The organism is Pseudomarimonas arenosa (genome assembly GCF_014841215.1).
Taxonomy (GTDB): domain Bacteria; phylum Pseudomonadota; class Gammaproteobacteria; order Xanthomonadales; family Xanthomonadaceae; genus Pseudomarimonas; species Pseudomarimonas arenosa.
In genome coordinates, this window is sequence record NZ_JACYTR010000045.1 from 26,182 (window position 1) to 38,169 (window position 11,988).

Genomic DNA, 11,988 nt, shown 5'->3' on the forward strand with positions numbered 1-11,988 from the left:
CCGGGCCATTCCTTAGGCGATCGCCTGTTCTTGTTCAATGTTTGGGCTGGCGTCGGTCAGCATCTGCCGACGCTCGATGCGATTGATCACTTCCACCAGGGCAAGCGCGCTGGCTTCCAGGATGTCGGTCGATACAGCCCGGCCGCGGTAGTCGCGGCCGTCCACCTCCACTTCCACCCGGGCCTCGCCCTGGGCGTCTTCGCCGGTCGACAGCGAACGCACATGATATTGACGCAGCTTCAGCTGAGCGCCGGTGGCGCGCTCAATGGCGGCAAAGATGGCATGCACCGGACCATCGCCGACGGCCGCTTCCTGCACCACCCGGCCCGACTCGTGGCTCAGGCGCACCGAGGCCGAAGGAACCGCGTCGCGGCCGATCGCGCCCTGCATCTGCAGGGCCAGCAGGCGCCACGGCCCGCTCTCGGTGCCGGTGCTGCCCAGGGCAATTGCTTCCAGGTCGGCGTCGAACACTTCCTTTTTCTTGTCGGCCAGGGCTTTGAACTGCGCAAACGCTTGGTTCAGTGCCGCCTCCTGTAGTTCGAAGCCCAGCTCGCGCAGGCGATCAGCCAGAGCAGCGCGGCCGCTGTGTTTGCCCAGCACCAGCTGCGAGCGCGATACGCCGACATCTTCCGGCGACATGATTTCGTAGGTTTCACGATTGCGCAGCATGCCGTGCTGGTGAATTCCGCTTTCGTGGGCGAAGGCGTTCTCGCCGACGATGGCCTTGTTGCGCGCCACCACCGAGCCGGTCACCGAGATCAAGGTGCGCGAGCTGGGGTACAGACGCTGCGTGTTGATCCGGGTGCCAACGCCGTAGTGGTTGGCGCGGGTGCGCAGGGCCATGACGATCTCTTCCAGCGCGGCATTGCCGGCACGCTCGCCAATGCCATTGATGGTGCATTCCACCTGTCGCGCACCGTTCTGCACCGCGGCCAGCGAATTGGCCACTGCCATGCCCAGATCATCATGGCAATGGCAGCTCAGAATGGCCCTCTCGATTCCACGCACATGCTGGCGCAGATAGGCGAACAGGGCGCCGTATTCGCCGGGCACGGCATAGCCGACGGTGTCGGGCACATTCAGGGTGGTCGCACCGGCTTCAATCGCGGCGCTGAATACTTCAGCCAGATAGGCCGGATCCGAGCGCGAGGCATCTTCGGCGCTGAATTCGATATCGCTGCAGTATTGCCGTGCCAGCTCGATCCCAGCCACCGCCGACTCCAGCGCTTCGGCCCGACTCATGCGCAGCTTGTGTGCCAGATGGATATCGCTGGTGGCGATAAACACATGGATGCGCCCCTGCTCGGCCGGCTCAAGCGCGGCGGCCGCGCGCTCAATGTCGTTGCGGGTGCAGCGGGCCAGCGCGGCCACACGACTGCCGCGCACTTCGCGGGCAATCGCGTTGACTGCGGCGAAATCATCCGGGCTGGCGGCGGCAAATCCCGCCTCAATCACATCCACGCCCAATTCGCACAGCGCGCGAGCGACGGTCAGCTTCTGCGGCATCGACATCGAGCAGCCCGGCGACTGCTCACCGTCGCGCAGGGTAGTGTCGAAAATGCGCACGTAGTCTTGATCGACTACGCTCTGATCGATGGTGCTCATACGGCCACCGCCTGGGCATCGCGTTTGAAGTCATTGGAGATGCGATCTGGAATTCCCAGAAAGCTCATGCGGCGACGGGCATCGTCTGCCTCGGAACTGCGCGGCATGAAATCGCCGATCAGCTCACGCGCGTTCGGTTCGTTGGCGCTATCAATGCTGAAGGTAAAGGTTGGACGGGCCACATCCAGAGTGGCCTCACGCACGTCAATCAGACGACGCACCTGACGCAGCAGTACATCGGCCGGGCGATTGCTGTTGCCGATCTGCACCCTCACCTCGACGCCGCGAGCATGCGGGCGCGAGCTCATCTGTGCGATGGAAAAGCCGCGGCGCTCGATCGTGCCCAGCAGTCGAACCAGGGCGCCTTCAGTGGCATCGATGATCAGGTTCAGTTCCAGCATGGCGTTCTCCTCGAGCTTAAGATGGAATCAGGTGTTAGGGGTGGCCGCTGGGCTGCGGTCCATCATCTGGTGATTCGGGGTGTTCGGCGGCACCAGCGGCCAGACGTTGGCCTTGGGGTCGATCTTGACGTGCAGCAGGCAAGGGCCCTCAGTCGCCAGCAGCTGACGCAGCGCCGGCTCGACCTGGTCGCGGCGATCGATGCTGTAGGCATCGATGCCGAAGGCGCGGGCCAGCATAGCGAAGTCCGGGTTGTCAGACAGATCGACCTCGGAGTAGCGCTCGGTGAAGAACAGTTCCTGCCACTGCCGGACCATGCCCAAGGCGCTGTTATCCAGCAGCACGATCTTCACCGGGATCTGGTAGCGACGCAGGGTGGCCAGCTCCTGGATGTTCATCATGATCGAGCCGTCGCCGCTGACGCAGATCACCGTGCGACCCGGGCAGCCCAGGGCCACGCCCATGGCCGCCGGAACGCCAAAACCCATGGTGCCCAGGCCCCCCGAGGTCAGGTGCTGGTGGATCGCCTGGTGTTGCCAGTGCTGGGCCACCCACATCTGATGCTGGCCGACATCGCAGGCGACTACCGCATCCTTGGGTGCCATTTCGCTCAGCTGGCGCAGCAGGGCCGGGGCGTAGATGTCCTCGCCCGGAGCGTCGTAGCGTGGCTGCGAGTCGGCGCGCCAGGCCGCACATTGCGCGCGCCATTGGCCGATTTCGGGTCGGCAGTCCAGTTGCGGCAACAGAGTGTTCAGTTCGCCGCAGATATGCACCTGAGCGTAGCGCAGCTTGCTGATCTCGGCGGCGTCGGTGTCCAGATGGATCACCTTGGCGCGCGGCGCGAATTCGGCCAGCTTGCCGGTGGCGCGGTCGTCAAAACGGGCGCCGACGCAGATCAGCAGGTCGCTCTCTTGAACCGCGAAGTTCGCTGCCTTGCTGCCATGCATGCCCAGCATGCCAAGGAAGTTGGGATGATCGCTGGGCACACCGCCCAGGCCTTTCAAGGTGCTGACCACCGGGATGCCGCTGGCCTCGGTCAGGGCACGCAAGGCGCTCTCGGCCTGGGCGATGCCGATGCCGTAACCGGTGTACAGCAGCGGCTGCTGGCTCGACTGGATCAAGGTGCGTGCACGCTGCACCGCGGCGCGATCGATCTGAACTGGCGGTTCCGCTGCGATCTTCGCGGCTGGCTGCCAGTCGATGGTGGCCTGGGCGACGTCCTTCGGCAGGTCGATCAGCACCGGACCCGGTCGACCTTCGCGGGCGATGCGAAAGGCCTCCTGCACGGTGTCGGCAATCCTGTTCGGATCGCGAATCACATAGCTGTGCTTCACGATCGGCAGGGTGATGCCCAGGATATCGACTTCCTGAAAGGCATCGGTACCCATCAGATGGCTGGCCACCTGGCCGGTGATCGCCACCATCGGCACCGAATCCAGATAGGCATCGGCAATGCCGGTGACCAGGTTGGTGGCGCCGGGCCCACTGGTGGCCAGGCACACCCCGACTTCGCCAGTGGCGCGGGCGTAGCCATTGGCGGCCAGCGCCGCGCCCTGTTCGTGACGCACCAGGATGTGGCGAATCGGTGAATCGACCAGTGCGTCGTACACCGGCATGATCGCCCCGCCCGGATAGCCGAACACCGTGCCCACGCCCTCGGCTTCCAGAGCGCGCAGCAAAGCATCGGCGCCTCGGATTCGTTCGGCAGTGGCAGGTTTGGGCTGGGCGGTCATGTCTGGATTCCGGTTGCGTATCGGGGTTCGTAGGGGGGTCTTGACCCGCCATTGTGGTTTTCGGAGTGCCTCAACGTTTGATTTGCACGAACCAAACGCCACGTTGTGGTTGGGTGTTGCAATGGCGGGTCGAGACCCGCCCTACCTCAATCAAACCTTGCGTTGTGATTGGGTGTCGCAATGGCGGGTCAAGACCCGCCCTACGCCGTTTCTTTCGCCTTGGCCGGCTTGCTGGCTTCCTGCAGCCAGGGCATGCGGGCGCGCAGTTTCTTGCCGACCACTTCGATCGGGTGATCGAGATCCTTCTGCTTCAGCGCGTTGTAGCGGGCGCGGCCGGCTTTGTGTTCGGCCACCCATTCGCGGGCGAAGGTGCCGTCCTGAATCTCACGCAGCACGGCGCGCATCTGCTCGCGGGTGTGTTCGTCGACCACCCGCGGGCCGCGGGTCAGGTCGCCGAACTGGGCGGTTTCGGAAATGAACTCGTGCATTCGCGCAAAACCACCTTCCCACAGCAGGTCGACGATCAGCTTGAGTTCGTGCAGCACCTCGAAGTAGGCCACCTCGGGCTGGTACCCGGCTTCGACCAGGGTCTCGAAGCCGACCGCGACCAGCTCGGTGGCGCCGCCGCACAGCACCGCCTGTTCGCCGAACAGATCAGTCTCGGTCTCCTCGGCGAAGTTGGTCTCCATCACACCACCACGGGTTCCACCGATGCCGTGGGCATAGGCCAGGGCCATTTCCTTGGCCTTGCCAGTGGCATCCTGGTACACGGCCATTAGCGAGGGCACGCCGCGGCCTTCCTCGTATTGGCGGCGGACCAGGGCGCCTGGGCCTTTCGGCGCGACCAGGATCACATCCAGATCCTTGCGCGGGCTGATCTGCTTGTAGTGAACGTTGAAGCCGTGGGCGAATAGCAGGGCGGCGCCTTCGCGGGCCAGCGGGGCGATATGCCGCTCGTACAACTCAGGTTGCTGCATATCCGGGGTCAGCAGGGCGATCAGATCGGCGACCGGGATGGCGCGTTCCGGGGTGTCGACCGCCAGGCCGTCGGCCTTGGCCTGGTCGTAGCTCTTGCCGGGGCGGGCGGCGACCACCACGGTAAAGCCGCTGTCGTGCAGATTGCGGGCGTGCGCACGACCCTGGCTGCCGTAGCCGTAGATCACGATAGTGCGGCCTTTCAGCGCATCGGGATTGGCGTCATTGATTCCGTAGTACTGCATGGTGGGCTCCGGTGGTTGTCTGTAGGTGGATCGTTGGGCTAAGGGATGACGGGTTCAGTGAGCAACAAAGGAATCGAAACGGGTGCCTTCGGCATCGGCGCGCGGCTCGGGAAAGCCGGTGCAGGCGCCGGTGGAGGCCGAGCTGACGGTGGCGGCGAACTTGGCCAGGGCGCCGGAACGCGGCGGTGCTTCCGGCGGATCCCAACTCGGTGCACGCCGGTCCAGCGGCGCATCGGTCGACAGGCTGCGCGCTTCGACGTCGATGACAATGCGGTCGCCGGTCTGCAGTCGGCCAATCGGACCGCCCAATGCAGCCTCCGGACAGATATGGCCGACCATGAAGCCGTACGTAGCACCGCTAAACCGGCCGTCGGTGATCAGGGCGATCTCGCCGCCCAGACCCTGGCCGACCAGGGCGGCGGTGACCGCCAGCATTTCACGCATGCCGGGGCCGCCGACCGGGCCTTCACCGCGAATCACCACCACGTCGCCGGCCTGGATCTCGCGCCGCTGCACGGCGGCAAAACAGGCATCTTCACCGTCAAACACCCGGGCCGGGCCTTCGAAGCGCAGCGCGTTGTGACCGGCCAGCTTTACCACGCAGCCTTCTGGGGCCAGGTTGCCGTACAGAATTCCAAAGCCGCCACGCCCCTTGACCGGCGCATCGCAGTGATAGATCACCTTCTGTCCGTCGCGTTCTTCGGCGCTATCGATCTCACTGAACAGGGAGTTTCCGCTGACGGTGGGTTGGTCGACGATCAGGCCGGCCTGGCGCAGGCGCGCGCCGAGCAGTTTCGAGCCGCCGGCCAGGTACATGTCCGGCGCCATGTAGCGACCGCCCGGTTTCAGATCGGCGATCACCGGGGTTTCGCGGCTGATCGAATCGAAGGCGTCGATGTTGAAGTCGATGCCGGCTTCGCGGGCGATCGCCAGCAGATGCAGGATGGCATTGGTGGAACCTGCGGTAGCGGTGACCGCAACCGCGGCGTTGCGGATCGCTTCGCGGGTGATGAAACTGCGTGCGCTGATGCCGTCCTTCAGCAGGGCCATCACCCGCTCGCCGCAGGCGCGGGCAGCGGCCTTCTTGGCCGGATCTGGCGCCGGGATATCGTTCAGGCCCATCGGCGCCAGACCGAGGAAGGTGCTGGCCAGGGCCATGGTGTTGGCGGTGAATTGGCCGCCGCAGGCGCCAGCGCCCGGGCAGGCGGTTTTTTCGATTTCGCCCAGTTCCTCGGCGCTGATCTTGCCGGCAGCGTGGGCGCCAACCGCCTCGAACACGTCTTGAATGGTGGTGTTCTGGCCCTTGTGGCAGCCGGGCAGAATCGAGCCGCCGTACAGCATCAGGCCCGGCAGATCGAGCCGGGCCAGGGCCATCGCCGCCGCCGGGATGGTCTTGTCACAACCACAGATCACCACCACCCCATCCAGGCAGTGGCCTCGAACAGCCAGTTCAATCGAATCGGCGATCAGCTCACGTGAGGCCAGCGAGGCGCGCATGCCGGGCGAGCCCATGGCGATGCCGTCGGTGACGGCAATGGTGTTGAACTCGATTGGCGTACCGCCAGCGGCCTCGACGCCGGCCCGCACTTCGGCGGCCAGCTCGCGATGATTCAGATTGCACGGGCTGACATCGCTCCAGTTGTGCACCACGGCGATCAGCGGCTTGTTGATCGCGGCGTCATCCAAGCCGGTGGCCCGCAGCATCGCCCGTGCGGGGGCTCGATCGGGGCCGGTTTTGATTGCGTCGCTTTTCATCCGTGAGTTCCGTGGTCGTTATGCATTCGTTTTCATAGGCCCAGAAAGCAGAAACCCCGCACTGGTTGCCCGGTGCGGGGTTTCGGTTGTCTGGGGGCTTTATCTCGTCAGGCCCAACACACCGATCCGCACCTATGTCGGCTAATAAGTACGAGTACGAGGCTAATGAGTACGAGCGCAGGCGCGACCAGTCGCGAGCCCTGGAGCTTCGCGGGAACGAGGTGTTGCGGGGCGTCGATGTGTCGTGCAGTGAACATGGGTTCCATGCTGTGGTGCAGCAAAGGGAATTGTCAAGTGATTTCTTAGAACGATTTTCTTGCTTTCGCGAGAAACAATCTAAGTATCAGAAAACAAAGGGCTTTCAGGCTGGTGCAAGGGGGCGGAACTAATTTCGACCGAAACCAAACGGCGGTACGTCGGTCATGAATGTCGCGGGTGCTCGACTATTCACGGCTGCCGCCTCTGAACCTGCAGCTCGCTCGCGGATATGATGGTCTGATATTGATCGATCGTGCGGTCCCAGGTCATCTCGGGCGCTGGCCGCAATGACGAATTGCATGGAGCGAATGCACGGTGAACTCATCTGCGACGAACTGGCGGCGGCGCGTCAAGTGGCTGGCTGGCTTGATTGGCCTGGTGATGTCAGCTTGGTTGATATCGATGTGGGCGGAGTGGCTGCCACCGATCACCGAGCAGCAACAGGCGGCGCTGCAGATGATGCGCGCGGGCAATCAGGATGCCGTGGGCCAACGCAACGCCTGGTCGTTGTTCTGGTTGCTGCCGTATGAGATTCCGGCGGCCGAGCGGGCGGATGTCTTGAAGCGTGATATCGCCGAGCTCAATGCCTTGAGTGCCGAGCCTGACGACGAGACGGGATTCGAGAGCAGTGCCGAGGGCCGCTATCCGCGCCGTTGGGCCAAGCAGGCGCCAGCGCACAGGTTCTGTGCAGATGACGGCGATTGCCTGGCCCAGGTTCGCGCCGACCGCGCGGCAGCGGCGGCTGAACTGGCTGGCGCCGAAGCGGAACTGCGGGCGCTGCGTGAACTGGGCGACTACGACCACCTGGCGATTCCGCATCGCGTCAGCCATGCCTCACCGATTCCGCCGTTTGGTCGCGCCTTTGCCCTGCAGCTGCTCGATGCGGCGTTGCGTTTTGAGGCAGGTGAGATCGATATCGCTTTGGCTGGCCTATGTAGCGACAGCCTGGCCTGGCGCCGGTTGAAGGGCAAGGCAGACAACCTGATCTTCGAGATGGTCAATATCCGCGTGCAGCAACGTGCTCTCAACCTGTATGCGGCGATGCGGGCCGAACTGCCTGCTGAGCATGGCGTTCCGGCGGTATGCCGGCAGGCATTTGCTGCGCCGAGCGATGACGAGCGTCAAAGCTGCGACGTGTTCCGCCTTGAGTTTCAGCTTCAGGAGAGACTGTTCGAGCCGGGAGGATTCGAGGCGTTTCACGCCAGCGATTCTGATGGGCAGTGGTTGCGCACAATCGGAACCGAGCTGTTGATAAACCAGGAGGCGACGCTGGCCCTGGGTGCCGAGCGTCTGGCACAGACGTGTGCTGCAATCCAGCTGCCGAGTGCTGAGATGCGTGCAGATCGCCGCGTCGAGAGCGCTGGCTGCGCGTTGCTGGGGCGCATTTTCAATCCCATGGGCTGTGTATTGGCGGACGTCGCTGCACCGGATTATCAGACGTACTTGCTGCGCGATCGCGATTGGCAAGGGCGATTGCAGGCCTTTCAGGTAGCCGAATGGCTGGCCACGCAGGCTGATCCCACGTCGGCTTGGGCTGCGCGACCGGCGAACATGCGGCAGATCGAGCAGGCTCTGACCCTGTCCGCCGGCGTGCTGAACATGCAGTTGCTGCGTCCGTTCGGTCGGCAGCCGCCCGATTGGCAGCTGCCCCTGCCTGCCAGTCGGGTGGCCGCGCGGACAGCGCCATCGGCACACTGAGCGCTGCTTGTCAGGGTTTCGCAGGTGGCTGACGCGAGGCCTGCGGCCGCTCAGATCGCCTTGGAAAACTGCCGCGGTTCTTCGTGCTTCAGATAGCGATCAAAGCACATGGCGATATTGCGCAGCAGCAGTCGGCCGCGCTCGGTGGCCCGTAGGTAATTGCAGTCGAGCTGCGCCAGGTTGTCATCCAGCAAGGGCTGCAGGCGTTCGATGCTCTCGGCGAAGTAGTGGCTGAAGCGAATCTCGTGTAGCTGCTCCAGCGCTGCGATATCCACTTCCCCGTGACACATCAGCTGTTGGATCAAGTCGGCACGCAACAGGTCGTCCTTGTCCAGCTCGATACCGCGAAAGGCGGGCAGGTGGCCGCTGTCCAGCGCCTGCTGCCAGTTGGGCAGGTCGCGCTGATTCTGGCTGTATAGCTTGCCGACATGGCTGATCGAGCTGACGCCAAAGCCGATCAGGTCCGATTGCGCATGGGTGGTGTAGCCCATGAAGTTTCGATGCAACTGCCTGTTGTCCTGCGCCTTGGCCAGTTCGTCCTCGGGCAAGGCGAAATGATCCATTCCGATGTAGCGATAACCGGCCGCTCCCAGCTTGTCGATGGCCAGTCCGAGCAGGGCAAGCTTGGCGTCCGGGCTGGGCAGATCTTCTGACTGGATCTGACGCTGTGCCTTGAACAGCTGCGGCAGGTGCGCGTAGCTGTAAATCGCCAGTCGATCCGGCCGCTGCTCGATGACTCGGTCCAGGGTTGTGCCGAAGCCAGCTTCGGTTTGCTTGGGTAGGCCGTAGATCAGGTCGATATTGATCGAGCGCATGCCGTTCTGACGGCAGGCCTGCAGTACGGATTCGGTCTGTTCAATTGACTGCCGGCGGTTGATCGCCTCCTGCACCTCGGGGTCGAAATCCTGCACGCCAAGACTGGCACGGTTGAGCCCATAGCTGGCGAGTTCGGCGATGCCATCGGCATCGATGGTGCGTGGATCAAGCTCGATCGAGAAGTCGCGCTTGGCCGAAAGACTGGGAAGAAAGCGATTGAACAGGCAGCGGATGATTTCGCCGATCTGCGAAGGCTCAAGGAAGTTCGGCGTGCCGCCGCCGAAGTGCAGCTGGATCACCTCGCGGTCGCGGTCGACCAGGGGCGCGGTACGGCTGATCTCCTGGTTCAGATGCTCGACATAGACAGCCGCCCGCTGCTTGTCGCGGGTGATTACCCGATTGCAGCCACAATAAAAGCACGGGCTGAAGCAAAACGGCACGTGGCTGTACAGCGACAAGGGCCGCGGGATCGGATCCTCGTTGCTGCGCGACAGGGCCTGACGAAAGGCCGCCTCACCGTACAAACTGGTGAACTGCGGCGCCGTCGGGTACGAGGTGTAGCGCGGCCCTGGCCGGTCGTAGCGGCGCAAGAGCTCAGCATCGAAGCGTGGCGCGGAGGTGATCATGGCTGCAGTCTGCCGGCTTGATCCGCGGCAGCGCTTGACCTTGGTCAAATGCCTGCGCGTTTGAATCCGGCGCGCTGTCCCTGGACAATTCCCGCTTTGTTGCCCAGCCAGGAGCTTTCGATGAGCGTTTTGCGGATGTCCGACCTTGATCTTGCCCGCAAGCGAGTATTGATCCGCCAGGATCTGAATGTGCCGGTCAAGGACGGCAAGGTGACCTCAGATCAACGCATCCTGGCCTCGCTGCCGACGCTGAAGCTGGCCCTGGATCAGGGCGCCGCTGTGCTGGTGACCTCGCACCTGGGCCGGCCGAAGGAGGGTAGCTGGAGCGAGCAGGATTCGCTGGCGCCGGTGGCCGCGCGGATGAGCGAACTGCTGGGTCGCGAGGTGCCGCTGATCCGCGACTGGGTCGACGGCGTAGCGATCGAGCCGGGTCAGCTGGTGTTGCTGGAAAACTGTCGAATGAATGTCGGCGAGGGCAAGGACGACCCTGAGCTGTCGGCAAAATACGCGGCACTCTGCGATGTGTTCGTGATGGATGCGTTCGGCACCGCGCACCGGGCGCAGGCCTCGACGCATGGCGTGATCCGTGCTGCCAAGACTGCTTGCGGCGGCCCCTTGCTGATGGCCGAGCTGGACGCCCTGGCCAAGGCGTTGAAGCAACCCCAGCGGCCGCTGATGGCAATCGTTGCTGGCTCCAAGGTGTCTACCAAGCTGGAGTTGCTGTCCAGTCTGCTCGACAAGGTGGATCAGTTGATCGTCGGCGGCGGCATTGCCAACACGTTTCTCGCCGCCGCAGGCAAGCCGGTGGGCAAGTCGCTGTGTGAGCATGACCTGATCGATACCGCCAGGAAGATCGTGGCGGACGCTCAGGCGCGCGGTGCCGATATCCCGCTGCCCCGTGATGTGGTGGTGGCGCCAGCGTTTGCCGCTGATGCCCCGGCGACCGTCAAGTCGGTCGACCAGGTGAGTGCCGAGGACATGATTCTCGACATCGGGCCGGCCACGGCTGAACACTACGCTCAACTGATCGCCAAGGCCGGCACGGTGCTGTGGAACGGACCGGTGGGCGTGTTCGAATTTGACGCCTTCGGTCGGGGTACCGAGGCCTTGGCCAAGGCCATCGCCAACTCGCCTGCGTTCTCGATCGCCGGTGGCGGCGACACTCTGGCGGCCATCGACAAATACGCAGTGGTCGACGGCATCGGCTACATATCGACCGGCGGTGGCGCCTTTCTGGAGTTCTGCGAGGGCAAGGTGCTGCCGGCGGTGGCGGCGCTGGAGGCGCGTGGCGGATAAGCGCGCTCAGATATTTCATGAGGGGGCGCGGGTGATCACCGAGGACTTTGCGCCGAGTGCAAGGCCCACGTGGACGAGAAGCAACGCGGCAATCGTCCCGCGCAGCGAAAAACTACGCGAATTGGGCTGGCCTTGGCAGGCTGCTGAAATACCTCCATCCCGGAGGTTTTTGAGCGCAAGCCTTCGACAAGCTCAGGGACCGCCGTTCGGCAGGCTCACGGCAAGCCGGTCGCGGCAAAGCCGCACCACCCATGCCGGAAATCAACCACTTGCGTGTTCGATTTCCGCGCGCGCCGTCCGTGGCGTGCAAAATCAGGCTGCTGAAATGAGTCTCAGCAGCCTGTTAGCCCGGATATTTCATGAGGGGGTGCGGATGATCACCGAGGACTTTGCGCCGAGTGCAAGGCGCGACGAGTCCAAGTGGCGGGCCCACTTGGGCGAGATCGGGACGCAGTCCCGCGTAGCTGCGTAGCAGCCGACCGAGCGTAGCGAAGGCGCAGGCTACGAAGTAGCCGTTGCTGCGTAGCAGCCGACCGAGCGTAGCGAAGGCGCAGGCTACGAAGTAGCCGTTGCTGCGTAGCA

General features: G+C 63.9%; 9 protein-coding genes. 2 read left to right on the forward strand and 7 right to left on the reverse strand.

Going from position 1 to position 11,988, the window contains the following annotated elements; translation table 11 throughout:
- Nucleotides 1–12: 12 nt before the first annotated feature.
- From IFO71_RS16065 to ilvD, 5 genes are all read right to left on the reverse strand, one after another.
- Nucleotides 13–1,605 (reverse strand): 2-isopropylmalate synthase, encoded by a 1,593-nt coding sequence (locus IFO71_RS16065; protein ID WP_192030680.1) that lies wholly within the window; start codon nucleotides 1,603–1,605, stop codon nucleotides 13–15.
- Nucleotides 1,602–2,006 carry an ACT domain-containing protein gene (locus IFO71_RS16070; RefSeq protein WP_192030681.1) on the reverse strand — a complete coding sequence of 135 codons (405 nt, stop codon included), beginning with the start codon at nucleotides 2,004–2,006 and terminating at the stop codon, nucleotides 1,602–1,604. The genes IFO71_RS16065 and IFO71_RS16070 overlap by 4 nt, the downstream gene beginning before the upstream one ends.
- Nucleotides 2,007–2,033: 27 nt before the next feature.
- Nucleotides 2,034–3,737, reverse strand: coding sequence for an acetolactate synthase 2 catalytic subunit (ilvG, locus tag IFO71_RS16075; RefSeq protein WP_192030682.1), 1,704 nt, complete (start codon nucleotides 3,735–3,737; stop codon nucleotides 2,034–2,036).
- 200 nt (nucleotides 3,738–3,937) lie between these two features.
- The gene (gene ilvC, locus IFO71_RS16080) at nucleotides 3,938–4,957 is read right to left on the reverse strand and encodes a ketol-acid reductoisomerase (RefSeq protein ID WP_192030683.1); all 1,020 of its coding nucleotides are present in this window, start codon (nucleotides 4,955–4,957) and stop codon (nucleotides 3,938–3,940) included.
- 54 nt (nucleotides 4,958–5,011) lie between these two features.
- The gene (gene ilvD, locus IFO71_RS16085) at nucleotides 5,012–6,712 is read right to left on the reverse strand and encodes a dihydroxy-acid dehydratase (protein ID WP_192030684.1); all 1,701 of its coding nucleotides are present in this window, start codon (nucleotides 6,710–6,712) and stop codon (nucleotides 5,012–5,014) included.
- Nucleotides 6,713–7,285: 573 nt separating this feature from the next.
- On the opposite strand from ilvD, the gene IFO71_RS16090 reads away from it, so the two are divergent.
- Nucleotides 7,286–8,668 carry a hypothetical protein gene (locus IFO71_RS16090; RefSeq protein ID WP_192030685.1) on the forward strand — a complete coding sequence of 461 codons (1,383 nt, stop codon included), beginning with the start codon at nucleotides 7,286–7,288 and terminating at the stop codon, nucleotides 8,666–8,668.
- Nucleotides 8,669–8,718: 50 nt separating this feature from the next.
- On the opposite strand, the gene hemN is transcribed toward IFO71_RS16090, so the two are convergent.
- Nucleotides 8,719–10,110, reverse strand: coding sequence for an oxygen-independent coproporphyrinogen III oxidase (gene hemN / locus IFO71_RS16095; protein ID WP_192030686.1), 1,392 nt, complete (start codon nucleotides 10,108–10,110; stop codon nucleotides 8,719–8,721).
- A gap of 120 nt (nucleotides 10,111–10,230) precedes the next feature.
- Between hemN and IFO71_RS16100 the strand changes: the two genes are divergently transcribed.
- On the forward strand, nucleotides 10,231–11,406 hold the full coding sequence (locus tag IFO71_RS16100) for a phosphoglycerate kinase (protein ID WP_192030687.1): 1,176 nt from the start codon (nucleotides 10,231–10,233) through the stop codon (nucleotides 11,404–11,406).
- A gap of 343 nt (nucleotides 11,407–11,749) precedes the next feature.
- On the opposite strand, the gene IFO71_RS21985 is transcribed toward IFO71_RS16100, so the two are convergent.
- Nucleotides 11,750–11,988: hypothetical protein (locus IFO71_RS21985; RefSeq protein ID WP_225444710.1), on the reverse strand; the 239-nt coding region annotated here is incomplete at its 5' end.

Bases quoted from the DNA above. Each gene is read 5' to 3' on its own strand.
- IFO71_RS16065 (WP_192030680.1), bottom strand. From the start codon at position 1,605: ATGAGCACCATCGATCAGAGCGTAGTCGATCAAGACTACGTGCGCATT.
- IFO71_RS16070 (WP_192030681.1), bottom strand. From the start codon at position 2,006: ATGCTGGAACTGAACCTGATCATCGATGCCACTGAAGGCGCCCTGGTT.
- ilvG (WP_192030682.1), bottom strand. From the start codon at position 3,737: ATGACCGCCCAGCCCAAACCTGCCACTGCCGAACGAATCCGAGGCGCC.
- ilvC (WP_192030683.1), bottom strand. From the start codon at position 4,957: ATGCAGTACTACGGAATCAATGACGCCAATCCCGATGCGCTGAAAGGC.
- ilvD (WP_192030684.1), bottom strand. From the start codon at position 6,712: ATGAAAAGCGACGCAATCAAAACCGGCCCCGATCGAGCCCCCGCACGG.
- hemN (WP_192030686.1), bottom strand. From the start codon at position 10,110: ATGATCACCTCCGCGCCACGCTTCGATGCTGAGCTCTTGCGCCGCTAC.
- IFO71_RS16100 (WP_192030687.1), top strand. From the start codon at position 10,231: ATGAGCGTTTTGCGGATGTCCGACCTTGATCTTGCCCGCAAGCGAGTA.